The organism is Azospirillum terrae (assembly GCF_053470425.1).
This window is the reverse complement of sequence record NZ_JBPXMR010000015.1, coordinates 1-23,581: the sequence shown is the minus strand read 5'-3', so window position 1 is coordinate 23,581 and position 23,581 is coordinate 1. Positions and strand designations below refer to the sequence as shown.

The following is a 23,581-nucleotide window of genomic DNA, read 5'->3' as shown; positions in this document are numbered from 1 at the left end:
CCACAGGCTGGACGAAAGAAAACTATCGACTTGACCCCCGCGTGCCAAGCCGTTCCTTCAGTCTAACCCATATAACAGCGGCGTCGTACCCTCTGAGGTATTAGTCCTTTTTCTTCCATTTGGCGGCAGCGCAACTTTCGGAAGATTATAGAGGCAAGGCGCTAAATCGGCCCCGCGCCGACCTGCAACGTCTCCGGTTCGGCATCGTCGATGACCAACCAGATGCGCACCGTCTTCTTTTTGCCTTTCAACGACACCTCGCCGACCGGCAGGACGGTGGCCTTGTCGCGGACGGCCTGGAAGGTCGGGTCGCCGATGATGATCTTGCAGTGCTGCGACGAGCGCGCGTCCACCGTCTTGCCGTGCGCCTCCAGCCGGGCCGCGGTGTTGGCGGTGTCGCCGAGCAGCGAGTATTCCGTGTGCCGCAACCCGCCCAGGCTGCCGGCGACCAGCGGGCCGGTGTGCAGCCCGATGCGGATGCCGACCGCCGGCAGCCCCTCGGCCTGCCACTGCCGGTTCAGCGCCACCAGCTCGCGGCCCATTTGCAGGGCGCACTGCACGGCGCGCTCGGCGTCGGCGTCGATCTGCGCCTGGGTGGTGCGGGCGACCGGGGCGCCGAACACCGCCAGCACCGCGTCGCCGACGAAGCGCAGGACCACGCCGTCATGCGCCGTGACGATGCGCACCATGGCGTCCAGATAGCCCTCCAGCCAGCGGATCAGCGGCTCCGGCTCCAGCGCCTCGCAGATGGTGGTGAAGCCCTCGATGTCGGAAAACAGCACGGTCGCCGTCAGTTGCTGCGGGCGCGGCCGGTTGCCGGCCATGAAGGTGGCGCGCTCGCGCCAGATCTCGTCGGCGACGGGCTGCGAGACGTGGTTGGCGAACAGGTGCATCAGCACCCGGCGGTCGGCCCGTTCGCGCAGGGACAGGTGCGCCGTCATGGCGGCGATGCCGACCAGCCACGCCACCGAGGGCGCCATCAGCGGCACCAGCGGCCCACCGGAGGAAAACAGCGCCGTCCCGCCCGCCCAGGCGCCGACCAGGATCAGCACGCTCGCCCCCGCCAGCAGCCACAGCGGCAGCCCAGCCATGGCGAGCGCCACGCCGGCCGCGCTCATGGCGACGACCAGCGCCGCTTCGCCGGTGAGGGAAAGGCGCGGGCTGACGCGGCCGTCGAGCATCTGCGCCAGGATGTGCGCCTCAATCTCGACGCCGGGGGTGGAGGAGCTGGCGAGCGACAGCGGCGTGCGGTGCTGGTCGATGCCGGCCAGCGCGGTGCCGATCAGCACCAGCCGGCCGGCCAGCCACTCCTTGGGCAGCACCGGCACCGCCTCCGCCGAATAGACCGGGAAGGGCAAGGTGGTGGCGTCCGGCCGGCCGCGCCACGCGATGCGGAACGGCTCGTCCGGCACGGTGCCGCCGCTGAGGCGGGCGAGCTGCGCCGGCAGGCTGGGCGTGCCGTCCTCGCCGAAGGGCACGTGCCAGCGCACGGTGGAATCCAGCGGATCCTTGGCGAGGTTGGCGTGGCCGCGGCGCAGGCCGTTGGTGAAGCTGTCGAGGAAGTGGCGCTGCTTCTCTGTCAGCGGAGTCTGGTTGAGCGCGGTGATCGCCACCACCGGCACGCTGGCGCCGAGCATGGCGGTGTGCAGGCGCTCGTCCAGGTCGGGAAAGGTCGGCTGGTCGAACAGGATATCGATGCCGATGCCGCGCACCTTGGCGGCTTCCAGCTGGCCGATCAGGGTCGCCAGGAAGCCGCGGTCCACCGGGGACCGGCAGGCGAGTGTCGCGAAGCTGTCCTCGCCGAGGATCACCAGGGCGACGCCGGGGTGCTGCGGTTCCGGCGGGGCGGCGTGGGCGATCAGCAGGTCGCCGAACGTCTCGTCGGCCGAGTGCAGCGGCGGCACCAGCCGCGTCATGGCGAGCGCCAGCGTGGCGGTTCCAAGCACGATGGCCGCGACCATCCACCACCCCGTCCGGCCGCGCCCCTGGCCGTCCGGACTGTCGTCCGGGCCGGGTGGCGGGCCGGGCGGGGTGGCCGTCAGGGTGGCTGCTGGTCCGCCGTCCATGCGCGGTCGCTCCCTTCCTCCATCAACGGACCCGCAGGATGACCTGGGCGGATGCCAGTTCCGTGTCGCGCAGCCGCGACAGCGTCCGGTCGATCTTGGCGACCGCCGCCTCGTCCAGCGGGCGGAACGCCTCCGCGCGGCCCGGCAACTCGCTGTCCAGGTTGAGGCTGGAGGCAAGGCAGCGCACCTCCAGATCGCCGGGGGGATCGCCGGCACGCAACGGCTGCGGGCTCAGCGGCGCGTTGCCCTCGACCAGCGCGGTCGTGCTCATGCCCGCCGGGAAGATCGGGATGAGCTGGGCGCGGGCGGTGCGCAGGAAGCAGTAGACGTGCGCGTCGCGGTTGGTCTGGAGCATCAGCCGGACGTCCTCCCCCGGACGATAGGCCGCCATCGGCCCGCGGTCGGTGGACAGATAGAGGTCGAGCGGCACCACCGCGTCGCGCAGCGACGCCAGCACCGCGCCCGCCTGGCCCGAGCAGCCGGCCGAGGCCATGCGCACCGCCAGCGCGGCGCTGCCGGACGCCGCGTCCACTTGCCGGAAGCGCAACGCGGTGCGCGGCTTGCCGTCAGGGCCGGCGACGCGGATCTCCGTGCCGTCGGCGAGGGCCAGTTCGCGCGGCCATGGCGCCGGGGCGGCCCCCGTCCACGTCACCTTGGCGCTGGCGCCGCGGCCGACGTCCTGAAGCACGATCTGGGTCAGCCCCGGCTCATCCGGGCGGCGCAGCACCGGCGGGCTGCCGGCCTTGACGCAGTAGGTGCCGGACACGGCGGGGTCGATGGTGAAGGCGCGCTCCACCGCTTTGTCCAGCGGGTTTCCCATCGCCCGCGCGGCGCCGAGGTCGCTCTGCATGAAGCGTTCGCTGCCCAGCAGGCCGCTGGAGCCGGCGCGCCCCTCCTTGTCCGGCGCCTTGTCGAGGTCGCCCTCGAAGGGGCCGCGGACGCGCACGGTGCGGCCGCTGGCGAACAGGAACATGGCGCTAGCACCGTCCGGCAGCTGGATCGCCTGCCCGTCGGGCACGACTTGCCCCAGCCGGTAGGCGGGCGCGGTGGAGGACACCACGACCGCCTCGGCGCGGGCGGACGCGGCGGCGGCGCAGCCCAGCGCCATGATGGTGGCGGCGCAGAGGAAGCGGAACAGGGCGCCGTCGAGCGGCGGCGCGTGGGCCGACCGGACGACCGGCCGGCGTGAGTTCGGATAGGCGTGCATGATCGGCACCTCTCGACAATGGGGACGGCCGGCGGCCGTCGGTGCCCTCGACTCTAATCCGCCGGCAAGGCCGTTTCTGTGAAGCGGGCGACACATGGGGGTTTCGGACAAAGCCGGAAGACGCACGAGGACCCGGCGGCAGTGCCGGGTCCTCGCGGCCGTGTCCTGTGCGGACGTGCGCTCAGTCATGGGGGGACAGCAGGCAGGCGGTGCGGGCCGGCGTCATCACCACCGTCATCGTTCCGTCCGGGCCGCTCGTCCGGCGCAGCCCCAGCCCGTTGAACTGGTTGGCGATGCTCAGCGAGACCATGGCGAGGTCGGACTCGTCGACGACCCGGCGGCCGTCCTGCCAGCACTGGACCCGCACCCGGTTGCCGGAGGAGGAGGAGACGCCCACACCCCCGGCGGTGGCGCCGGCCGCCTTGCCGTCGCCCTTCTTGATCAGCGTGGCGCCCGCATTGCCGGACACCAGCAGGCCAGCCACCGCGGCCAGGACGACCCAGCGTTTCATGGCACCACCCTCCCCGCTCAATGCGTCGGCTTGAATTCGACGCGCCGGTTGCGGCCGTCGTACGGGTTGGCGGTGATCGGCTCGGCCGGGCCCTTGCCTTCCACGACGATGCGCTGCGGATCGACATGGTGGACGCGGACCAGATACTCGCCGACCGAGACCGCCCGGCGCTGCGAGAGCGTCTGGTTGTACGGCAGGCTGCCGACCGCGTCGGTGTGCCCTTCGACCACCAGCTTCAGCGAGGGATCCTCCTTCATCAGGCCGCCGACCGCGTCGACGTAGGAGTGGAACTCCGCCGGGATCTCGGCCGAGTTGAAGGCGAAGTTGATGCGGAAGCCGAAGGCCTGCGGCTGCGGCGCTTCCACCGGTTCCGGCGCGGCGGCGGCGGGCAGCGCCGCCTGCTGGGGCGCCGGCTGCGGCGCGTGCTGGCGGGGCGGCGCCTTCTGGGCCGCGGCGGGGGCCGGGCGGCTCGCCTCCGGGGCCGGCGGCGGGGTGGGTGTGGTGCCGTAGTTCACCTGATCGGTCGGGCGCGGGCGCTGGGCGGCGCTGTTGGCGGCACCGCCGATGATCTCGATGCTGCGGGTGCGGATCTTGGGCTCGGGGTTCACCACCTCGCGCAGTTCATCCACGCTCGGCGGCCGGTCGAACATCATCACCTTGGACGAGCCGGTGCCCTCGACGGTCTGGGCGAGCGCCGGGCCGGCGCAGACGGCGACGACCAGGGGCAGAGCAAAGCGGGTGACGGCGGTCAGGGCGTGCTTCGGCATGGGAGCCTCCATGGGCTGGACGGGTGCGGCGTTGCCCATGGTCGTAGCACCGCCGCCGCCCGCCGTTCTGTGAGCCGGCCAACACCCGCCGGCATTCTCCGAATTCCCGGTCACCCCCCCTGCGCCACGGTCCCCGGCAGCACCTTCACCGACATCTGCTTGGCGCGCGCCGCCTCGCCGCCTTTCACCGTGGTGAAGGCGTTCACCACATCCGACAGCGCCGCACCGGGGATCGGCTGGAGGTCCTCACGCTTGTACTGCTCGGGGATGCGCACGCCGACCTCGTCGGGCGACACCACGCAGGCGACCGCCTCCTCGCCTCCGGGCCGGTCCATGCGCAGGTTGAAAGGCTTCTGCACGCCCGGCGGGATCTCGACCTGCCGGTTGGCCTCGACGAAGGCGTCGGGCTGGAAGCGGTTGGGGTAGATGCGGGCGACGGTGCCGCCGGCATCCTTGTAATAGCAGTAGACGAAGCCGTCCGAACTGGGCTGCACGCGCACCACCAGCGCCTCCCCCGCCCGATAGCGCGGCGTCGGCCCGCGGTCCGAGGTGAGGACGAGGTCCGGCACCGCCCCGGCGGGCGTCGGCGCCGGGCGCGGCAGCCCCTCGCCACCGGCGTTGCTGACGCTCTGCACCCTGGCGGGCGCCTGGTTCTGGCCGGAGGGCTTGGCCATCATGCGCTGGTAGGTGTCGAAGTCGATGCGGCCGGTGGCGATCAGATCATGGTCGGCCTGCCAGCGCGACACCGCGTTGCGCGTCCGCTCGTCGAGCTGGCCGTTGACCGTGCCGTCGAAATACCCTTCCGACGACAGCACGCGCTGCACGAAGCTGACGCGCTGGGTGGGCTCCATGCTGTCGAACCAACTCCGCGCCTCGGCCACGAAGGACGGGTTGGTCTGGTCGATGCCCAGGCACTGCCAGTACGGCGTGCGCGTCAGCTTGCCCAGCACCTCGATGGTGCTCAGCTCGACCAGCGTGCGGACCGCCTGATGCAGCCCCTCGGACTTGTTGAGCGACACGTTGAAGGACAGGCCGCCCTTGCCGATCACCGCACCGGCGTCGGCGCCCTTGCCCGACGACATCACGGCCAGCGTGTTGCTGGCCGACATGCCCGGGATGATCTGCCGGGTCACCAGTTCGCCGATGTTGAGGTCCACCGTCACCATGGAGACCACCTGATCGGCGGAGATGCCCAGGTCGGCGAAGGGCAGCGACAGGCCGGCCCCCGCCGCCTCGCTCACCACGTTGTCGTCGAGCTGGGTGATGGCGCCGCGGATGTAATAGGACGGCGCGCGGAAGTTCGGCTGCACGCCGATCATCCAGTACAGCGCGTTCACGTCGTCCAGCGCCGGCTCGAAATCCACGAAGCGGAAGGCGTTGGAGGTCTCCGACATGCGCGAGACGGCGGTGATCAGCATCTCCTTGGTGCCGCCGGCAACCCGCCCGGTGGCGTCGGGAAGGCCGTTGGAGGTGATGTAGATATCGCGCTTGCCATGGTTCCACATCAGCGTGTCCATGCAGCGCAACGCCTCGCTGAAGCTGCTGATGGTGCGCACGGCCGGCGTCTTCGGCTGCTGCACCACCGACGCCTTCTCGCCCGATGTGAAGCAGCCGCTCACCAGGAGCGCCAGACCGAGGGTGAGTCCCGCAACGCTCCGTTCCCGCGACACCGCCATCCCGTCCTCCTGTGTGTTAGCGTGCCGAGACCTGCGGCGGTTCATTGCCACGGACGGTGATGGTGATCTTCTTGGACATGATCGGCGGATCGAACGGCACATGGTCGGCGTCGCCCAGCACCAGCTGCAGCGTGTGCTTGCCCGGCGGCAGTTCCAGCACGGTCTCGGTCTGGCCCTTGCCGAAATGCAGGTGCTTCTTGTCGTTGGGGATCGGCTCGTCGAAATTCTTCAGGTCGCTGTCGACCAGCAGATGGTGATGCCCGGTTCCTTCCTTGGTGACGCCGGCTGGCGCCACGCCGAAGTTGCGCATGCCGAACCACACCTTGAATGGGTTCCTGACCGTCTCGCCGTTGTTCGGCCAGCCGATGTAGAGGTAGACGTCCTTGCGCCCCGGCGTGCGCTTCGCCTTGTCCGGAGCGGCGGGCGCGGGAGCAGCGGGAGTCGGGTCGGCGCCCATCGTCGGGTTGAGGGGGACGTCGATCTGCGCCGTCGCCGGGGCGAACGGCAGGGTCACGGCGGCAAGCGCCAGACCGGCGCCCAGCAACGCGGTTTTCCACGATGTCATGGTGTCCTCCCTGGACGGGTGCGGGCTCAGCGGACGGTGATCGTGATCTTCTGCGACATCACCGGCGGGTCGTGCGGCACATGGTCGGCGTCGCCCAGAACCATCTGCAAGGTGTGCTTGCCCGGCGGCAGCTCAAGCCGCGCCTCGGTCTGGCCGGTGCCGAAATGCAGGTTCTGCTTGTTGTTGGGGATCGGCTCGTCGAAGTTCTTCAACTCGGTGTCGACCAGCAGATGGTGGTGCCCGGCGTCGGGCTTGCGAATGCCGGCCGGAGTCAGGCCCATGTTCTGCAAGCCCATGCGAACCCAGAACTTGCCGCCCTGGATCACCGCCCCGTCGTAGGGCCAGATGATGTAGGCACGGGCGCCGTCGGGCGCCTTCTCCCGATCGGCCAGGGATTGCGCGGGCACCAGCAGCACGGCGCCGACGATGAATGCAGCGATCCGCAACATGACACCCCCCATATTGATCCCTAGGGTTGATCTGATAACGATTATCTTAGTCTTCGGCCGGGTGCCGGGCCTCCACTGTATTTCTAGGTAATCCGTTAAGTACAATTCGACACCATTTCAGGGTCGGCTGGACGGCGGCGTACCCCTTCTGCCGCGTTGACCGCGCCGCGGCACGTGCCATCGTCGGGCGGCGGACCGTGCGACGGCCGGAGATCCCCCATGCGCGACGAGCATCGGAACAGCCCCGCCGCCCTGAGGTCGTCGCGCCACCTGCTGCCGCCGGCCGTTCTGGTCGTGGCGCTGACCGCCGCGGCGATGCACAAGCCGTGGCTGCACGACGGGCTACAGCCCGTGCTGGGCGACGCGGTGGCACAGGCCATCGGCATGGCGGTGGCGGTGGCGGCGTGGCTGGCCGCGGCGTGGCTCGGCTCGCGGGTGCTGGACGTGGCGGTCGCCCGCCCGACGCGCGCCGGACGGCCAAGGCAAATCCCGCGCCTGCTGGCCGACCTGCTGCGGGCGCTCATCTACGGGATGGCGCTGCTCGCCATCCTCGGCTCGGTGTTGGATCAGCCGGTGACCGGGCTGCTCGCCACGTCGGGCGTGCTGATCGCGGTGCTCGGCTTCGCGCTGCGCAACATGATCGCCGACATCTTCTCCGGCATCGCGCTCAACATCGAGCGCCCCTACCGCATCGGCGACTGGGTCGAGCTGGCGCCGGGAGTCTCGGGTCAGGTGGACGAGGTCAACTGGCGGGCGACGCGGCTGATCACCACCGACGGCACCGCCGTCGTCGTCCCCAACGGCGTGGTCGCCGGCAGCCGCTTCGTGAACTTCAGCCGGCCGGGGTCGAGCTTCCGCGCCTCCGTGCCGATCACCCTGGACGAGGAGGTGCCGGTGACGCGGGCCAAGCGCATCCTGCTCTCCGCCCTGGTTGTTGCCGACGGTGTGCTGAGCGAGCCGCGGCCGGACGTGGTGGTCGAGTCCATCGGGCCGAACGGCGTCGTCTATCAGGCGCGGTTCTGGGTGGCGGACTACGGGCGCCTGGCGGCCTGCCGCGACGCGGTGGCAAGCACCATCCTGCAACATCTGACGCGCGCCGGGATCGAGCTGGCCCACCCCAAGCAGGACGTCCGCGCCCACCGGCCGCAGCCGCGCACGCGGGTTCCGGGCACGCTGCGCCGCAGCCTGCTGCGCCAGCTGGAGCTGTTCTCCGCCTTCCGCGACGAGGAGATCGAGGAGCTGGCCGAGACCCTGCACCGCCATCAATTGCCGGCCGGAACCATCGCGGTGCACCAGGGCGACCTCGGCACCTCGCTATTCATCGTGGCGGAGGGGGCGCTCGACGTCGGGATGGAGTTCGACGGGCGGACCGTGCTGCTCGACCGCATGCGGCCGGGCGACGTGTTCGGCGAGATGTCGCTGCTGACCGGCCAGCCGCGCAGCGCCTCGGTCATCGCCAACACCGACGCGGTGGTGTACGAGCTGGACAAGACGCACCTCGACCCGGTGCTGCGCCGCCGCCCGGAGCTTGCGAAGCAGCTGGCCGAGCTGATGGCCCAGCGCCAGAACCGCAACACCCTCCAGCGTCAGGCCGAAGGCGCCCCCGGCCTTGAGATGCAGGACACGGCACCGCATGACCTGCTCGCCCGGCTACGGAGCTTTTTCAAGCTGTAAGTGTGAAGCGGCCGACAGGCGGCGGGGCCGGGTTCGGCCATCATGCGGCATCCACTCCACAAACCCCCGGAGCGATGCCATGGCCCCCTCCGTCACCCGCGCCCTGAAAGCCATCAAGCGCTACGACGCCGGGCCCGAGCACATCGACCGCGCTATCCTCGCCGCCATCAACGTCACGCTGTGCTTGGCCTCGGGCGGCGACGACCGGGTGGCGGAAGGCTTCAACAACGACATCGCGTCGAGCGGTACGCGCTTCGCCTGGATCTCCCCGCCCCGCACCGCCCACGTCGCCTACGCGTGATTGGCGCGCCGGTCCGGACGCTGCGCTTGCTCTTGCCGGCCGCTCGTTATAGGATAGAAGTCTTCGTCGAAACCGGTATGCCCGCACACAACCGGGCGAATGAAACACTCACTGAAATCGCGTTTCATAGTGTTTCATAGCGTTGCATCCGACATCGCCGGCCCAACACAAGCCATTGTTTTTCAACAAAACCTCCGAGCCTCCGCCGAAGCGCCAATGAAACGCCTTCGGTCACGAATGAAACACGGCGTTTCATGCCGGACAGGAAGACGCTCCTGGATCGGCAGGCTCGGGGCCACGAAAAAAAGCGGGCCGCCCGTGGCGGCCCGAGGCTCAGGGGAAACGAGGGTGATCGGGCGTCAGCGCCGGATGGCGAAGCCCTTGCCGGCGGCCGGCGGGGTGTCGGCGCCGCGGTGGCCGCCGAGCATGAAGCCCATCATCTGCTGCGGGCCGCCGCCGGGGGCCTCGGTGGCCTTGGCGTCACGGCCCGCCATCCAGGGCGGCAGCTGGCGGTCGCCGGGCGAACCGGCCTGCTGCTGAGCGGGGCCGCCCAGACCGGCCATGCGGCTCGCCAGCATCGCGACGTTCTGGGCGGAGAGCGGCACGCCACCGGATTGCACCTCGAAGGCAAAGCCCGGTGCGGCGGCGAAGAGGGTGGCGGCAAAAGCGGTCACCAGGGCGATGCGGCGCATGATCTCGTCTCCTTGCTGAGGCGTCGTGCAAACACCCTACCGTGGGGCGCCGCGCGCCGCTGTGGGCTGGGCCACACAAGCGGGTACATTCCGAACCGACAAAAAAATGCTCCGGCCGAAGGGGAGCGGCCGGAGCAAGGTGGGAGGAAGGGAACGAGGACGAGGGCGATCAGCGCTGGCGGACGACGACACCCTGGCCGGCGAAGTTGCCGATGCCGGCGGAGAGGTTCTGCACGTTGGCGGCGTTCGCCGGGGCGAACAGGCCGCTGGAGCGCTGCATCACGGTGGCACCCTGCACCGCCGTGTTGCCGATGCCGGCCGCCGTGTTGCCGACCGTCGCGGTCGAGCCGCCCGCGAACAGGCCCTTGCTCTTCTGCATGACCAGCGCGCTCTGGCTGGCCGAGTTGCCGATGCCGGCGGCGGTGTTCGAGACGTTGGCGACGTTCTGCGCCATGGCCGGCGCGGCGAGCAGGGCGAGCGTGGCGAAGCCGGCGAGCAGCGAGGTGCGGATCATGGGGTCGGTTTCCTTATCAAGGGGGCCGGCGCTGTGCGTCCGGCGCGTTGTCGATGACCAGACCCTACCCAAGCCGCCCCCGGCCCGATGTGAGCCGCCCCACACGCGCCGCCACTTTGCCCATCCCTGCGAACGGCGCGTCCCGAAAATGGGGACAGCCGGCGCCGGATGGGCTGGCCGCCGCACGCCGGTTCCGTGCACACTGCTGGCACCCCGCTTGCAGCCCCGGCGGCAGCGCCGCCAGCAGCACCGACGTGAGATACAGTATGCGGTTTTTGAAAAGCGCCTTGGTTCCCGGCGTCCTGGTCCTGGCGAGCATCGCCGCGCTGCACGCCGCGCTGGTGCTGTCGGGCGTGGTCCCGGCCTTCGAGGCGGGGACCGTCAACCTCTTCGACCCGGATTCCTACACGCGCGTGCTGCGGGTGGCGCAGTTGCACGCCACCGGCCGCTGGTACGACGCGACGCTGGCGGCGGTCAACGCACCGCTGGGGCTGGAGCTGCACTGGACACGGCCGCTCGACGTACTGCTGCTGGCCGGGGCGGGGCTGCTCGGCGTCGCCCTGCCCTTCCCGGCGGCGCTGGAGTGGTCGGGCCTCCTGATGGCGCCGGTCCTGCACGGGGTCGCCGCCCTGCTGCTGTGGTTCGGCAGCCGGCCGCTGCTTGGCCTGCCGGAGCGCATCCTGGCGGTGCTGCTGTTCGTGGCGCAGCGCTCGCTGACCGGCGATTTCGTCACCGGCTTCGCCGACCACCACGCGCTGGTGATGGTTCTGGCGCTGGGGCAACTCGTCGCCTTCGTCAATGGCCGGCTGGTGCTGACCGGAATCGCCGCCGGGCTGGGGATCTGGGTCAGCCCCGAGTGCCTGCTGCTGCTGCCGGTGCCGCTGATGACGCTGGCGCTGCTCTGGGTGCGGACGGGCGGCGACGAGCCGCGGGACGGGGTGCGCTTCTGCGTCGGCACCGCGGCCACGCTCGGCGTGGGACTGATGCTGGAGCGCCCGCCGGCGCAATGGCTGACCGCCGACGCCTTTCGGATTTCAGCGCTGCACGCCGCGCTGGGCGTCCTGCTGCTGGCCGCCGTCGCCCTGGTCGCCGCGGCGGCGCGGACCCGGCCGCGCCCGGCCGCGCGGACCGCGACCGCGGTCGCCGCGGGCGTCGGCGTCGCGGCGCTGGCCGTCCTGACCATGCCGGGCCTGTTCGCCAACCCGCAGGACGGGCTCGACCCGGTGGTCCGGCACTATCTGCTCGATCTGGTGAGCATCGAGGACCCGCTGCGGCTGTCGGCGGTGGTCTGGTCGGACCTGCTGCTCGACATCGGGCCGGTGCTGCCGGCGCTGCTGTTCGCCGCCGTCGCTGCGGTGCGCGGCGCGCCGTCGCAGCGGCGCGCCTGGCTGTTCCACGCGCTGGCGCTGCTGCTGATGCTGGCCTACGTGCTGTTCGGCAAGGCGCGCGGTCTGCATTTTCTGGCGCTGTACCAGGTGATCCCCTGGAGCGCCGCGACCCTATGGGTCTGGCGCCACGTCGCCGCGCGTGGCGGAAGGGCGCTCGCGGCGGCGGCGGCCGTGCTCGTCGGCGGAGCCAGTTGGATGGCCGGCGCGGCGTTCTCCATGGCGGCGGTGCCGGCGGATGGACCACAGGAGTGCCGGTATGGCCCGGTGGCGCGGCACCTGCCGCCGGCCAGGGATGGCGAGACCGTGCTGAGCGACCTGTTCGACGGGCCGGAGCTGGCCTACCGCACCGGCTACGGCGCCATCGGCGGGCCATACGATTTGAACGCCGCCGGCATCCGCGACACCCAGGCGCTGCTCCTGGGCGACCCGCGCGCGGCGGAGGTCCGGCGCCTGCTGGGCGAGCGCCGCGTCGCCGTCATCGTCCTGTGCCGCAGCCGCACGCCGGATGTCGAGCGGGACATCCGCGACCGGCCGCGCAGCCTGCTGGCGCTGCTGCACCGGTCGTTCCCGCCGCCGGGCATCGAGCCTGTCGCGCTGCCCGCCGAGGAGGCCCGGCGCTTCCTGGTCTACCGCGTGGCGCGCTGAAACCCGGTCGTCGGGCCTTTGTCCCACATTTGACGCAACCGCTCCTGATATCGGGATGCGCGCCGCGCCCCCGGCCCCGTGATGCGCCATATCCATTTGATTTCTATGGATATCCGGTCCCGGCACGCTTGTTGCTAACTCCAGATCGGCAACAGAATGTTTTCAGGATCAGGGCCATGGACGCGGACAAGGCATTGGCGATCATCTCCTCGCTGGACCATGCGGAGCGCATGCTGAGTGAGATCCGGATCTACCGCCACAACGGCCGCCAGCGCGAGGACATCGCCTGCCACCGCGCCACGCTGAACGAGGTTCGCCGGCAGCTCGACGCGGCGCACGCGCCGTTCTGAACGTTGCTGCGGCTCGATGCCGCGGAGGGACCGGTCATGTCCACCTTCCATCCCATCGCCTGGACCAGCGACCTTGCCGTCGGCGTTCCCGAGATCGACGACGAGCACGCCCTGCTGGTGACGCTGTACAACGACGTGGTCCGCGCCGCCAACCAGGGCGTGTCGCGCCAGATGCGCGAGAGCATCCTGCGCTCGCTGCGGGCGTACGCGGTCTTCCATATGGACCACGAAGACCTGTGGATGCGGCGGCACGGCTATCCCGACGCCGAGCAGCACCGCCAGCGGCACGCCGAGTTCAAGGCCGCCATCGACACCCTGTGCGCGGCCTCGGACGAGCAGGGAACCGGCGAGCATGGGTCCATGCAGATCATGGCCGGCTTCCTGCGCGGCTGGATTCTCGGCCACATCCGCGTCGAGGACCGGGCGCTGTTCGATTGGATGACCGGAGAACGCTCCGATCTCCTGGCGTACGCGGCGGAGTGATGCGGGGCGCGGTACGCGCCTTTGTCACAGACCGCTGTAACCCTCGCCGCAAAATCATCTTGCCCGCGCGGGTGATCCCGACAATCATCGGCGCATCTTCGCCGGGGCAATCGCGACCCAAGCAGTCAACCGAGGGGCAGATGGGCGTGGCGCGAGGCGGTCTTCAACGAGGCGGGCTGCAACACTGGCGGGCGGCCGTCGGCGCCCTGCTCCTCGCCCTGCCGGGCCTGCCCGCGAACGCCAGGTCCCTGGAATGCGCGGGCAACGACTACATCTTCGGGCGCAACGTGGTGTCGCGCACCCTCACCCTGCGCATGGACGACAAGACGCTCGTGCAGGAGCTGGACGGCCGGCCCTGCGACCGCGGGGCCGCGGGGCCGGCCGCCGCCACCTGCTTAGCCGAATACACGATCGCCGGAACGCTGACGCTCGCCCGCGTGTCCTACGACCGCGCGGCGGGACGCGCCGTGCTCTACGCCTACCCGAAGACGGCGGCGCCGACCGCCGGCCGTCCAGCGGTGCCGGCCATCGCCATGTTCAAAGGGCTTTGCCACGAGGCCTGAACATCCGGTCGCCCGGCCCGCAACTTTACCGGCGATGGAATGTGTGCTAGGGTCTGTTAGCGCTTGAGGTCTGTGCCCATCTGATTGGGATGGCAGTTGAGTACGGAAGCGAGGTTCTGACGGACGCAGAGTGGGAGATTCTGCATCCGCTGATCGAAACGTGCCGCCCGCGCGGCAAGCCCCCACCCCAGCACCTGCGTCGCACGGTTACGGCGATCCTGTGGCGGCACACGAACGGAGCCAAGTGGCGTGCCATCCCGCCCGACTTGGGACCTTGGTGGATGGCGGCCCAGACGTTCATTCGCTGGGCTCGGCTGGGCGTGTGGGAGCGCTTGCTCGATCTGGCCCAGCAGCGCGGCGTCGCGCTCGGCATGACGTTCCTGGATGGCACCACGATCCGGGCGCACCCAAAGGCCGCGGGTGCGTCCAAAAAGGGGGATCTGGAGCACAACGAGACCTGCGTGAGGGCCTTGGGCGCTCTCGTGGCGGTATGGCACGAAAGCCTGCGTGATCGCGGATGGCGGCGGGCGGGCGCTCGGCTTTGCCCTGGCACCGGGCCAAGCCCACGAACTGCCGCTCGCCCCGGATCTGCTGGACATCCTCCCCGACGTTCCCACCTGGATCGTGGCCGACCGCGGCTACGCATCGGATGCGTTTCGCCAACACGTGTGGGACCTCGGCGCCCGCCCGGCCGTCCCAGCCAAGAGCAACGAGGCGCCGGTCGCCTGTCCGGCTTGGATCTACAACAACCGCAATCTCGTCGAGCGCCTGTGGGCGCGATTGAAGGAGTGGCGCGCCATCGCTACCCGCTATGAGAAAACGGCCGACTCCTTCATGGGCATCCTGTGCTTGGCCGCCGCTCCCGACTGGCTCAAGAGCTAACAGACCCTAGGCTCAGGTTGACTGGGCGCATTTCCGGCGCGTCATCATCGGCGACGTCGCACGCGAGTTGGTGGCGTTGAACATGGTGCTGTCGTTCAGCCGCAAGGCGGCCGTGGTGTGGGCGAGAGCAAGGCCATGCTGTCCCGTCCAGAACCTCCCCTTGGATGCTGGCGTGGCTATCCGGCTTCCTCGGTCGAAAGAACCCCATCTCCTTGAGCCAGAGGCCGCCCATGAGGCGGCCCGGCATCTCACGAGCACAACTCCACCAAGTTGAGGGCGATCCTAAGCTCATTTAGAAGAGCAATGTTTTCTTCCCGGTAATTCGGGTTCATGAGCACTGCGTTGGCAATCCCAAGGTGAGGAAGACTCTCGGGAGCGACGATAGGATGGCCGGTGCCGGGAATGTAATTGCCCTGTTTGGCCGGATTCAGGTCCACGACGCAGTCGATGATAGCGCCGTCTGGGTCAACCATATTGGCGAAGGTTGCTCCCTTAGCACCGGCGCCCCACAGGGCCACCTTCCCCAATGACTTGAGATCCAGAAGCTTTTGCCTCCAAATGTTCCGCAGCTCCCTTTCGTCCGCTCCATAAGCACGCGCCAATGCAGCCGTGTGCGGAGGCTGATGTTCAAAGGTTTGGAGGTCATCCGACACACGTGCCTCCAGCCATAGATATTGCCCACCAAAAATATGATCGACGCGTTCCACCGCAAAGCCAGCATTCCTGAACGCCAAACTCAGGGAATTCGCGGTGAACAGCGAGCAATGCTCGTAGAAGAAATCCCATACTACCCGATTTTGCAGGATCCAATCCACGCAGGGGGTCTCGAAGTAGACCTTAGCCTTTCGTGAATGCACGAGCGCCGCCCGCACCGAACGCAGCAATACGGACGGGTCCGGAATATGCTCGATCACGTGGCGACACACCACGACGTCGGCAGGCACATCGGCGCAGGAATGGTCATAGTAGCAGCGACGGAACGCCAAGGCGCCGTTGAGGTCATTGTCCGGGCCGACGTAACTCGGATCGAACCCGACGCCTGTATTGCCGGAGTCGGGATAGCTCACGAGCTTGCGCAGAAAATGCCCCTTCCCACACCCCACCTCGACGATAGCGCTGTTGCGCACGCCCTTGTTGTTCACAAGATCCTGGACCAATCCGTCAACGTAAGACGCGAAGTAGCTGGAGCAGGTCTGCGTGTTGTCGTAGTCCTCACCATAGGCCATGCGATTAAGATTAAAAGCTTTGTTGAAGACAAAGCCGCAATCCTCGCATACCATCATTTGAAGCTCGCCGCGTGTCACAGAGCGCGCCGCATTCTGGTCGACGACTACGAGGTTCTGATGGACCGGCACTTGATTTCGTTGCAGGAAGAACGCCAGCCCGTAGCTTCCGCAAACTGGGCATTGGATAATCGCCAAGGTGGTGCCTCACTGATTGCGCCGGTACTGGGAGCCTCCGGACCAAAGACGACGGTATGGCCGGAAGATTAGGCAGAGGCTAACCCGCTAGATGGTGCATCGATGGCTGCTGGCCAGATGACGGGCGAGCGTGATCGGGAGGCGCCCCCTTACTTCTTGCCTGGGCGAGGCATCAGCGGCCTCTGGATAGCCATGACCGTTTTCACCGCGTCGGCAATCGTCTGAAGTCCAAGGTCGTCGCCGTTAATGGCAAGAGTCATGACCTGTCCATCGCCGCCCCACGACGGCCCATGCCCGCCGACCATCTCTACCTCCGTCTCCATCTTCGGTGGAATCTGGATCGCACCGAGATCAATGCCGTGACGCTCCGCCAGCTGCCGCATTTCCTGTAGTGTGGTGTCGTAGCTGCCCGGGTCCCGGTTGATGTTTCGAGCCATCGCGGTGATGACCTGCCCGATGTCGACATTGAAGCGCTGTTCGTTGGGGAACAACGTTTCCTTTGCCATCAATGCGGCGTTGGCAATGGTGATGTTGATGTTGTCCGATGGAAACAGCAAAGGATGGTGAATTTTTTTCTGTGCCCCCTGGTTTTCGGAGGAAAAGCCGCCGCTCTGCTTGGTGCTTTTGCTTCTGAAAACATGCGATGTGCCGATGCTATGCCCGGATATTCCACGAACCGACAGGGCCCGCTTGCACTGCACGAAGTTTTCGGTTAGCCAAAGGTTGACGATCCCGGAATGCACGTCCGGGATCAAGCCGAAATAATTGCCGTAGCGTTTCTTAGCTTCCTCGATTACCGACCGATGCACAAACGCCTGGTAGATCATCGGGGCGTGGCCGTAGGCACCGGTGTCCTTGTATATTGCCTCAAGAACGGAATGAGATGGTATCCGAGCGAAATGTTGCTCGTCTTTATAAAGGTTAATATATAGTCGATTGCGATTCCATGGGGTAATGGCGTTTGGCCACCAATAGTTGTGTGGATTCCAGCTCGCCACCTTCGCGCCGAAATGGTTCAGGACGCGCTCTGCAATCCCGCAGGCGTCTGGCAGCATTGCGTCGTCGTCACCGACGTAGGTGATGTATTCGCCGCTGCACGCCTCTAGCGCAAGCTCCCAATTATCGGACATCGGCAACAGTTCGGATGTCCGCCGATAAACGATGCGGGAATCGGCGATGCTCTCCACGACACGGCGTGTGTTCTCGTCGCTGAAATTGTCATGCACGACGACTTCGAGATCGGCATAGTCCGTCATCAAGCAGGACCTGAGCGACCACTCCAACGTATCATGCCGCTGCCGCGTGGGGATGACAATCGAGAACTTAGGCATTTGCTGCACCGTTGCCTTGTAGCCGTTTGGTTCATGACGTTGGCGACGCGCCTGGGGCCCCTGTCGGCCGCCCCGGCGAGAACAGCCGTCTTATACGACCTGCCGTCCGTTCTGCATAGCGGCGGTTCTCTAAACACGGGCGGCGGGACAAGTCCTCAGAAGCGGTAGCCGGGTGATCTTGCCGGTTCCATGATTCTCTCCAAGGTCGGGGCGCGCACCTCATCACACGGCCAGTTCCCTGCTGGACGCGGGGAACTGGCGAACAGGGGTCAGGCAACGCGCTTGATCCACGCGCTTGGCCAGCCGGTGATCACTTTATCGAGCTCGCTCTCGTTGAACAGCCAAGCCGGCTGCTCCAGTCGGAACTCCGGGTGCTGGGCGGCGAACTCTTCGGCCGCCGCCGCCGGGTTGTTGGTCTGCCACGACGGATCGCCGCGCGGTACGTCCCAGAGGTCCCGCATCAGCCCGTCGGTCGCCACAATGTACGAGCCGGGGCTGACGAAGGGGTGGTAGGCCTCCAGCTCGGCGAGCACGTGCTCCTTGGTGTGGTTGGAGTCCAGGATGATCAGCACGGTGTCGCCAGGGCGGATAACATTCGTCGCCGCCCGCACCACATCGTCGGCGACCGAGTTGCCCTCGATGAGCGTGATGCTTGACGCCAGTTCGTGCGCCTCGATGGCTGCGCGGTTGTGTGGACGGATTTCGATGTCCACCCCGACCACGTGTCCCTTGCCGATCATCTTCAACAGGCTAGCCGAGTAGATCAGCGAACCGCCGTGCGCCACTCCCGTCTCGATGATCACGTCCGGCTTCAGGGTGTAGATCACCTCCTGGGTGCGGATCATGTCCTCGGGGTGCTGGATGATCGGGCGGCCAAGCCACGTGAAGGTGTAAGGGTACTTCTGGTTCCAACTGGTCTTCAGCCAGACGTCCGACACGATCTCGAAGGCTTCCTTGCCATAGAGGTCCAGCTCGAGTCGCCCATCAGGACGTTCGAGTGCAAGGGTGCGGCGGTCGGTGTCGATGGTTAGGCGCATGGGACTGGTTTCCGGTGCGAGGAGGTTGGATTAGGCAGAGCGCGCGGACCGCAGGGCAGCGATGGTGCGGCGTATGCCGGTGGTGAGATTGGTGGTCGGTCGCCACGCCAAGGCCGTATAGGTCCTTTCCATGCCGGCGACCAGCACGGGTGGTTCGCCGGGTTGCAGCGGACGGGCACCATACTGGACCAGATCGGCTCCGCCAAGCTCTGCGACAACGGCGGCGATCACGTCGCGCAGCGTTATAGGGGCGCCGGAGGCGATGTTGTAGGCGCCCGTCGCGGGCGCATCAACGAGCGCCGCGAGCGCGTCCGCTGCATCCTCAATGAAGACGAAGTCACGCACCTGTCGGCCGTGAGAACAGGGCACCGGCTTGCCGTCCAGCAGCGCGGCGATGACCGACGGGATCAGCTTCCCTGCAGGCTCCCCCGGACCGTACGGGAAAAACAGCCGCCCCCAGGCCGCGTCGAAGCTGTGCACTGCGGCGGCCGTGTTGAGCGCGTGCATCATCGCCAGCTTGGCCCGGCCATATGCCGTGGACGGGCGTAGGGGCGTCGTGTCCTCGCGGCACAGGCCGAATCCCCAATCGTACTCGGCGCACGTGCCGACGCCGACGAAGCGGCGACCTCCTGCGCGGCCGAACGCGTCGGCCAGCGCGCACCCCGCGGCCAGCCACGCCAAATTCTCCGCGCTGTTCCAGAATACGCCGGGAATGGCGATCCAGGCGAGGTGGAGCGCGTGCGTGGGGCGCACCGTATCGATAATCGCCGCCTCCGCGCCCGGCGCCAGCAGGTCCTGGGAATGCCACGTGACCGTCTGGCCATCCTCCGGCGTCGGCGTGCGGGCGACGGCATGCACGTCGAAGCCGCGCGCCGCGAGACGCTGCAGGCAGGCCTTGCCGACGAAGCCGCTGGCCCCGGTGACGAGCACCCGTTTCATCATTGTGTGGACGCGGCGTTGTAGGCGGAGATCTGTTGCAGCGTCACCGCGCGCATGTCTTCCCCCGCCTGCCAAGCGTGATACCACGCTACGGTTTCGGCGAGCGACTGTTGGAGGCTCCATTGCGGAGTCCAGCCGAGAAACGCGCGGGCCTGAGTGACATCAAGGCGCAGCAGCCCGGCCTCGTGCGGATGATGGCCCGCCTGCGCGCAATTCACGCGCACGCCGCCGCCCCAAAGTCGTGCAACCTCGTTTGCGACCTGCCCCACGGTGGCGTCCCCGCGTGCGTCCGGGCCAAAATTCCAGGCGCCGTTGGACAGGGTGTGGACGGGGCTTATGTCGTCCAGCAAGGCTTCGGCCAGACTCAGGTAGCCGGACAGGGGCTCGAGCACGTGCTGCCACGGGCGGACGGCGCCCGGATAGCGCAGGGACAAAGGGGTGCCGGCGATGAAGGCGCCGATACAGTCGGGCACCAGCCGGTCCGTGGCCCAATCGCCGCCGCCAATGACATTGCCGGCGCGCGCAGTGGCGATGCGAGCCGGATGCCCGCCGGGGCCACCGAAAAAGCTCGCGCGGTACGATGCGGTGACAATTTCCGCCGCCGCCTTACTGGCGCTGTAAGGGTCGCGGCCGCCGAGCGGATCAGCCTCTCGGTAAGGGTAGACCCATTCGCGGTTTTCGTAGACCTTGTCCGTCGTGACGACCACGACAGCCTGCACGCTGTCGACCTGCCGAATAGCTTCTAGCAGGTGGGCGGTGCCCATCACGTTGGTGGCAAAGGTCTCGACGGGTTGTGCGTAGCTCGCCCGCACCAGAGGCTGGGCCGCCATATGGAAGACGACGCGTGGCTGGCTCCTGCCGAGCGCCGCGGTCAAGGCACTGATGTCTGCGAGATCGGCCCGTGTGTCGCACGCCAGATCCTCGGCCGCGCGCGCGAGGGCGAAGAGGCTAGGTTCCGTCGGAGGATCGAGGGAGTAGCCGTGCACGCGCGCGCCCAGCGCGCCAAGCCAGCACGTCAGCCAGCTGCCCTTAAAGCCGGTGTGCCCGGTGACCAAGACCGGGGTGCCGCGCCAGAGGTCCGCGTTCGGCATCACCAGACCTTCCAGGGCGCGCAACCACTTTCCCACAGCGCTTCGAGCTGGTTCTTCTCGCGCAGCGTGTCCATCGGCTGCCAGAACCCGGTGTGCTCGAAAGCCATAAGCTGCTCCGCTGCGGCGATGCGGCCGAGGGCGTCGCTCTCCCAACTGGACGCGTCGCCGTCAACGGCTTCGATTGCACCGGGGGACAGGACGAAGAACCCGCCGTTGATCCAGCTTCCGTCGCCCTTGGGCTTCTCCTGGAAACCGCGCACCTGCTTTCCAACCAAGTCGAGCGCACCGTAGCGCCCCGGCGGCTGCACTGCAGTGACGGTCGCCAGCTTGCCGTGGGACTTGTGAAAAGCGATGCTGGCGGTAATGTCCACGTTGGCGACGCCATCGCCGTAGGTGAAGCAGAACGCCTCCTCATCCTTCACGTAGCTGGCCACCCGCTGCAGGCGCCCGCCGGTCAGCGTGTCCTCGCCGGTGTCCACCAGCGTCACGCGCCAGGGCTCGGCCTTCTGCTCGTGCACTTCCATGCGGTTGCGGGCCATGTCGAACGTGACGTCGGACATGTGCAGGAAGTAATTGGCAAAATATTCCTTGATCACATAGCCCTTGTACCCACAACAAATGATGAACTCGTTCACTCCGTGGGCGGAGTAGAGCTTCATGATGTGCCACAGGATCGGCTTGCCGCCAACCTCGACCATCGGTTTCGGCTTGATATGGGTCTCTTCACTGATGCGGGTTCCGAGACCCCCGGCGAGAATGACGGCTTTCAAGGTACCTCCTTGTCCTCAATGAGGATCGCTCGATGTGCCGGACAAGGACGTTCGACGACCCGCATGGCCGCGCGTTATACTCCATCCGCGCTTTGATCGATAGGCTTCTCGACAGCATGGCTGGCGTCCGCCCTTGCGGGCGCCGCGTTCGTTGCCGTTGGCGGTGGCGTACTCGGAAAGGTGGCGCCGGAACATTCGGGTATACTTTCCGCCTTGGCTTTTTTATACACCAGGGCTCCGGCGGCCCGGCACGGTGGGCGCCATGACCGAGACTTCGTGCACGCCTGCACCATTTTGTAGGGACGGTTCCATGAAATGCCGCCACTGTGGCGCCAATCTTGCCCTCCAGCTCATCGACCTCGGCAGCGCGCCGCCGTCAAACGCGTACCTCACCGCCCACACCCTGCACGCGCCGGAGAAGTGGTTCCCGCTGCGTGTGCTGGTGTGTCAGTCGTGTTGGCTGGCGCAGACCGAGGACTTCGCCGACGCGGAGGAGCTTTTCTCCGCCGATTATGCCTATTTCAGCTCGTTTTCGACCGCGTGGCTAGCGCACGCCGACCGCTACGTGGGCGATATGGCGGAGCGCTTCGGATTAGACGCTCACAGCCACATGGTGGAGGTGGCGGCCAACGACGGCTACCTGCTCCAGTACGCCCAGTCACGGGGCATCCCCTGCACTGGGATCGAGCCGACCGCCAGCACCGCCGCGATGGCGCGCCAGAAGGGCATCGGCATTTTGGAATGCTTTTTCGGCGAGGCCGTCGCCAACGATCTGGCAGCGCAGGGCCGTGCCGCCGACCTGATGACAGCCAACAACGTGCTTGCGCACGTGCCGGACATCAACGATTTCGTCGCCGGCTTCGCCGCCCTACTGAAGGCGGACGGGGTCGCGACGTTCGAGTTCCCGCACCTGCTCCGGCTCGTCATAGAAAACCAGTTCGACACGATTTACCACGAGCACTTTTCCTACCTGTCGCTGACGGCCGTGGCGCGCATCTTCAGCGCGAACGGGCTGTCCGTGTTCGACGTCGAGCACCTGCCGACGCACGGAGGCAGCCTTCGGGTTTTCGCCCAGCGAACAGACACGGGGGCCAGGCCCGCGTCGCCGCGGGTGTCCGCGCTGCTCAACGAGGAAGCCCGGACCGGCATGACCGCGGCGGATTTCTACGCCGGCTTTCAAGCCCGCGCCGAGAAGGTCAAGGACGACCTCCTCGCCTGGCTCATCGACGCAAAGCGCCAGGGGTTGAAGGTCGCGGCCTATGGTGCTGCCGCGAAGGGGAACACGTTGCTGAACTTCGCGGGCGTGCGCCCCGACATGGTCGCTTATGCGGTGGATCGGAACCCGGCAAAGCAGGGCAAATTCCTGCCCGGCAGCCGTGTACCCATCGTCGATGAGGCGCACCTGCGCGCCCATCGGCCCGACCGAGTGCTGATCTTACCGTGGAACCTTAAGGACGAGATCATGGGGCAACTGGCCTTCATACGGGAATGGGGAGGACAATTCGTCGTGCCGGTCCCCCAGCTCGAGGTCTTCGCATGAAATTCCTGCCCACCGCCATCCCCGGCGCTGTGCTCGTCGAGCCGGAGCCGGCATGTGACGAGCGGGGGTGGTTCGCGCGCTGCTTCTGCGCGGAGGAGTTCGCGGTCAACGGCCTCGCTTCCGTCCTCGTCCAGGCGAGCTTATCCTACAACGCCCGTGCCGGCACGCTGAGAGGGCTGCACTACCAACTCGCCGAAACCAGCGAGCACAAACTGATCCGGGTCGTGCGCGGGCGGCTTTACGACGTCGTTGTCGATCTCCGACCGCAGTCGCCGGCCTTCGGGCAGTGGATCGGCGTGGAACTGGCGGCCGACACGCCCACCTCGCTGTATGTGCCGGCCGGGTGCGCGCACGGTTTCCAGACGCTGGAGGACGGGACAGAGCTGCTCTACCAGATGAGTTCCTGCTACGACCCAGCCGCCCAGCGCGGGGTCCGCTGGGACGATCCCGATCTGGCGGTCGCGTGGCCTGACGTCGACCGACGCGTCATCTCTGACCGCGACCGGACCCTGCCGCTCCTGCGCGAGATCACGAACATAGCTCCCCAGGCACGGGGGAACGGCCCGCGACCGAGGTAGGGCCGTTCAGGCGGACAGGCCGGTCACGTCCGTCAAGCAGGTGTAAATTCGGGTGTGGCTTAAGGTGGCCATCGGTCAGGCGGCCTTGGGTGGAATCTGGACTGGGTCGGCCTCGGCGGCCGGGGTGTAGAGTTCGGCCAT

23 protein-coding genes and 1 pseudogene are annotated in these 23,581 nt (G+C 67.6%); 9 read left to right on the top strand and 15 right to left on the bottom strand.

Translation table 11 applies throughout. From position 1 onward, the window contains the following. Window positions 1–161 precede the first annotated feature (161 nt). The 7 genes from ACSVDD_RS25485 to ACSVDD_RS25455 all read right to left on the bottom strand — a co-directional run bounded on the left by ACSVDD_RS25485 (window position 162) and on the right by ACSVDD_RS25455 (window position 7,241). Entirely contained in the window at window positions 162–2,066 is a 1,905-nt protein-coding gene (locus ACSVDD_RS25485; RefSeq protein WP_448192231.1) for a CHASE2 domain-containing protein, read from the bottom strand. A gap of 22 nt (window positions 2,067–2,088) precedes the next feature. Continuing rightward, complete coding sequence (locus tag ACSVDD_RS25480; protein WP_448192230.1) at window positions 2,089–3,273, bottom strand: DUF4384 domain-containing protein; 1,185 nt, start codon at window positions 3,271–3,273, stop codon at window positions 2,089–2,091. Between the two features lie 181 nt (window positions 3,274–3,454). Beyond that, window positions 3,455–3,784: a hypothetical protein gene (locus ACSVDD_RS25475; protein ID WP_448192229.1), complete on the bottom strand. Its 330-nt coding sequence runs from the start codon at window positions 3,782–3,784 to the stop codon at window positions 3,455–3,457. Between the two features lie 17 nt (window positions 3,785–3,801). Next, the gene (locus tag ACSVDD_RS25470) at window positions 3,802–4,551 is read right to left on the bottom strand and encodes an OmpA family protein (RefSeq protein ID WP_448192228.1); all 750 of its coding nucleotides are present in this window, start codon (window positions 4,549–4,551) and stop codon (window positions 3,802–3,804) included. 110 nt (window positions 4,552–4,661) lie between these two features. Then, on the bottom strand, window positions 4,662–6,227 hold the full coding sequence (locus ACSVDD_RS25465; RefSeq protein WP_448192227.1) for a DUF4384 domain-containing protein: 1,566 nt from the start codon (window positions 6,225–6,227) through the stop codon (window positions 4,662–4,664). Between the two features lie 16 nt (window positions 6,228–6,243). Then, window positions 6,244–6,792 carry a DUF4399 domain-containing protein gene (locus ACSVDD_RS25460; RefSeq protein WP_448192226.1) on the bottom strand — a complete coding sequence of 183 codons (549 nt, stop codon included), beginning with the start codon at window positions 6,790–6,792 and terminating at the stop codon, window positions 6,244–6,246. A gap of 26 nt (window positions 6,793–6,818) precedes the next feature. Next, a complete protein-coding gene (locus tag ACSVDD_RS25455; protein WP_448192225.1) occupies window positions 6,819–7,241 on the bottom strand; it encodes a DUF4399 domain-containing protein in 423 nt (140 codons plus the stop codon). Between the two features lie 219 nt (window positions 7,242–7,460). Between ACSVDD_RS25455 and ACSVDD_RS25450 the strand changes: the two genes are divergently transcribed. Together ACSVDD_RS25450 and ACSVDD_RS25445 are read left to right on the top strand one after the other, a co-directional pair. After that, the gene (locus ACSVDD_RS25450) at window positions 7,461–8,915 is read left to right on the top strand and encodes a cyclic nucleotide-binding domain-containing protein (RefSeq protein ID WP_448192224.1); all 1,455 of its coding nucleotides are present in this window, start codon (window positions 7,461–7,463) and stop codon (window positions 8,913–8,915) included. A 79-nt stretch (window positions 8,916–8,994) separates the two neighbouring features. Next, window positions 8,995–9,216, top strand: coding sequence for a hypothetical protein (locus tag ACSVDD_RS25445; RefSeq protein ID WP_448192223.1), 222 nt, complete (start codon window positions 8,995–8,997; stop codon window positions 9,214–9,216). 359 nt (window positions 9,217–9,575) lie between these two features. Here the strand turns inward: ACSVDD_RS25445 and ACSVDD_RS25440 are convergent, their stop codons facing one another. Together ACSVDD_RS25440 and ACSVDD_RS25435 are read right to left on the bottom strand one after the other, a co-directional pair. Beyond that, on the bottom strand, window positions 9,576–9,908 hold the full coding sequence (locus ACSVDD_RS25440) for a hypothetical protein (RefSeq protein ID WP_448192222.1): 333 nt from the start codon (window positions 9,906–9,908) through the stop codon (window positions 9,576–9,578). A gap of 169 nt (window positions 9,909–10,077) precedes the next feature. Next, window positions 10,078–10,422: a hypothetical protein gene (locus ACSVDD_RS25435; RefSeq protein ID WP_448192221.1), complete on the bottom strand. Its 345-nt coding sequence runs from the start codon at window positions 10,420–10,422 to the stop codon at window positions 10,078–10,080. Between the two features lie 266 nt (window positions 10,423–10,688). Between ACSVDD_RS25435 and ACSVDD_RS25430 the strand changes: the two genes are divergently transcribed. From ACSVDD_RS25430 to ACSVDD_RS25410, 5 genes and pseudogenes are all read left to right on the top strand, one after another. Then, window positions 10,689–12,455 (top strand): hypothetical protein, encoded by a 1,767-nt coding sequence (locus ACSVDD_RS25430; protein ID WP_448192220.1) that lies wholly within the window; start codon window positions 10,689–10,691, stop codon window positions 12,453–12,455. Window positions 12,456–12,631: 176 nt separating this feature from the next. Beyond that, complete coding sequence (locus ACSVDD_RS25425; protein WP_448192219.1) at window positions 12,632–12,805, top strand: hypothetical protein; 174 nt, start codon at window positions 12,632–12,634, stop codon at window positions 12,803–12,805. Window positions 12,806–12,841: 36 nt separating this feature from the next. Beyond that, the gene (locus ACSVDD_RS25420; protein WP_448192218.1) at window positions 12,842–13,288 is read left to right on the top strand and encodes a bacteriohemerythrin; all 447 of its coding nucleotides are present in this window, start codon (window positions 12,842–12,844) and stop codon (window positions 13,286–13,288) included. Between the two features lie 290 nt (window positions 13,289–13,578). Beyond that, window positions 13,579–13,851: a hypothetical protein gene (locus ACSVDD_RS25415; RefSeq protein ID WP_448192217.1), complete on the top strand. Its 273-nt coding sequence runs from the start codon at window positions 13,579–13,581 to the stop codon at window positions 13,849–13,851. Between the two features lie 89 nt (window positions 13,852–13,940). Then, window positions 13,941–14,733, top strand: a pseudogene (locus tag ACSVDD_RS25410) (IS5 family transposase). Between the two features lie 248 nt (window positions 14,734–14,981). Here the strand turns inward: ACSVDD_RS25410 and ACSVDD_RS25405 are convergent. The 6 genes from ACSVDD_RS25405 to rfbF all read right to left on the bottom strand — a co-directional run bounded on the left by ACSVDD_RS25405 (window position 14,982) and on the right by rfbF (window position 21,322). Next, entirely contained in the window at window positions 14,982–16,154 is a 1,173-nt protein-coding gene (locus ACSVDD_RS25405; RefSeq protein WP_448192216.1) for a class I SAM-dependent methyltransferase, read from the bottom strand. A 149-nt stretch (window positions 16,155–16,303) separates the two neighbouring features. Beyond that, window positions 16,304–17,485: a glycosyltransferase family 2 protein gene (locus ACSVDD_RS25400; RefSeq protein ID WP_448192215.1), complete on the bottom strand. Its 1,182-nt coding sequence runs from the start codon at window positions 17,483–17,485 to the stop codon at window positions 16,304–16,306. A 269-nt stretch (window positions 17,486–17,754) separates the two neighbouring features. After that, the gene (locus ACSVDD_RS25395; protein WP_448192214.1) at window positions 17,755–18,522 is read right to left on the bottom strand and encodes a cephalosporin hydroxylase family protein; all 768 of its coding nucleotides are present in this window, start codon (window positions 18,520–18,522) and stop codon (window positions 17,755–17,757) included. A 30-nt stretch (window positions 18,523–18,552) separates the two neighbouring features. Continuing rightward, a complete protein-coding gene (locus tag ACSVDD_RS25390; RefSeq protein WP_448192213.1) occupies window positions 18,553–19,461 on the bottom strand; it encodes an NAD-dependent epimerase/dehydratase family protein in 909 nt (302 codons plus the stop codon). Further along, window positions 19,461–20,576: a CDP-glucose 4,6-dehydratase gene (rfbG, locus tag ACSVDD_RS25385; RefSeq protein WP_448192212.1), complete on the bottom strand. Its 1,116-nt coding sequence runs from the start codon at window positions 20,574–20,576 to the stop codon at window positions 19,461–19,463. The genes ACSVDD_RS25390 and rfbG overlap by 1 nt, the downstream gene beginning before the upstream one ends. Further along, window positions 20,552–21,322 carry a glucose-1-phosphate cytidylyltransferase gene (rfbF, locus tag ACSVDD_RS25380; protein WP_448192211.1) on the bottom strand — a complete coding sequence of 257 codons (771 nt, stop codon included), beginning with the start codon at window positions 21,320–21,322 and terminating at the stop codon, window positions 20,552–20,554. The genes rfbG and rfbF overlap by 25 nt, the downstream gene beginning before the upstream one ends. Before the next feature lie 262 nt (window positions 21,323–21,584). On the opposite strand from rfbF, the gene ACSVDD_RS25375 reads away from it, so the two are divergent. Together ACSVDD_RS25375 and rfbC are read left to right on the top strand one after the other, a co-directional pair. After that, complete coding sequence (locus ACSVDD_RS25375) at window positions 21,585–22,862, top strand: methyltransferase domain-containing protein (RefSeq protein ID WP_448192210.1); 1,278 nt, start codon at window positions 21,585–21,587, stop codon at window positions 22,860–22,862. Beyond that, a complete protein-coding gene (gene rfbC / locus ACSVDD_RS25370) occupies window positions 22,859–23,440 on the top strand; it encodes a dTDP-4-dehydrorhamnose 3,5-epimerase (RefSeq protein ID WP_448192209.1) in 582 nt (193 codons plus the stop codon). The genes ACSVDD_RS25375 and rfbC overlap by 4 nt, the downstream gene beginning before the upstream one ends. The last annotated feature ends 141 nt before the right edge of the window (window positions 23,441–23,581 follow it).

Coding starts and splice junctions, on each gene's coding strand:
- ACSVDD_RS25445 (WP_448192223.1), top strand. CDS start 8,995: ATGGCCCCCTCCGTCACCCGCGCCCTGAAAGCCATCAAGCGCTACGAC.
- ACSVDD_RS25450 (WP_448192224.1), top strand. CDS start 7,461: ATGCGCGACGAGCATCGGAACAGCCCCGCCGCCCTGAGGTCGTCGCGC.
- ACSVDD_RS25375 (WP_448192210.1), top strand. CDS start 21,585: ATGACCGAGACTTCGTGCACGCCTGCACCATTTTGTAGGGACGGTTCC.
- ACSVDD_RS25390 (WP_448192213.1), bottom strand. CDS start 19,461: ATGAAACGGGTGCTCGTCACCGGGGCCAGCGGCTTCGTCGGCAAGGCC.
- ACSVDD_RS25470 (WP_448192228.1), bottom strand. CDS start 4,551: ATGCCGAAGCACGCCCTGACCGCCGTCACCCGCTTTGCTCTGCCCCTG.
- ACSVDD_RS25425 (WP_448192219.1), top strand. CDS start 12,632: ATGGACGCGGACAAGGCATTGGCGATCATCTCCTCGCTGGACCATGCG.
- ACSVDD_RS25395 (WP_448192214.1), bottom strand. CDS start 18,522: ATGCGCCTAACCATCGACACCGACCGCCGCACCCTTGCACTCGAACGT.
- ACSVDD_RS25460 (WP_448192226.1), bottom strand. CDS start 6,792: ATGACATCGTGGAAAACCGCGTTGCTGGGCGCCGGTCTGGCGCTTGCC.
- ACSVDD_RS25440 (WP_448192222.1), bottom strand. CDS start 9,908: ATGCGCCGCATCGCCCTGGTGACCGCTTTTGCCGCCACCCTCTTCGCC.
- ACSVDD_RS25475 (WP_448192229.1), bottom strand. CDS start 3,784: ATGAAACGCTGGGTCGTCCTGGCCGCGGTGGCTGGCCTGCTGGTGTCC.
- ACSVDD_RS25480 (WP_448192230.1), bottom strand. CDS start 3,273: ATGCACGCCTATCCGAACTCACGCCGGCCGGTCGTCCGGTCGGCCCAC.
- ACSVDD_RS25455 (WP_448192225.1), bottom strand. CDS start 7,241: ATGTTGCGGATCGCTGCATTCATCGTCGGCGCCGTGCTGCTGGTGCCC.
- ACSVDD_RS25400 (WP_448192215.1), bottom strand. CDS start 17,485: ATGCCTAAGTTCTCGATTGTCATCCCCACGCGGCAGCGGCATGATACG.
- rfbC (WP_448192209.1), top strand. CDS start 22,859: ATGAAATTCCTGCCCACCGCCATCCCCGGCGCTGTGCTCGTCGAGCCG.
- ACSVDD_RS25430 (WP_448192220.1), top strand. CDS start 10,689: ATGCGGTTTTTGAAAAGCGCCTTGGTTCCCGGCGTCCTGGTCCTGGCG.
- ACSVDD_RS25420 (WP_448192218.1), top strand. CDS start 12,842: ATGTCCACCTTCCATCCCATCGCCTGGACCAGCGACCTTGCCGTCGGC.
- ACSVDD_RS25485 (WP_448192231.1), bottom strand. CDS start 2,066: ATGGACGGCGGACCAGCAGCCACCCTGACGGCCACCCCGCCCGGCCCG.
- ACSVDD_RS25465 (WP_448192227.1), bottom strand. CDS start 6,227: ATGGCGGTGTCGCGGGAACGGAGCGTTGCGGGACTCACCCTCGGTCTG.
- ACSVDD_RS25435 (WP_448192221.1), bottom strand. CDS start 10,422: ATGATCCGCACCTCGCTGCTCGCCGGCTTCGCCACGCTCGCCCTGCTC.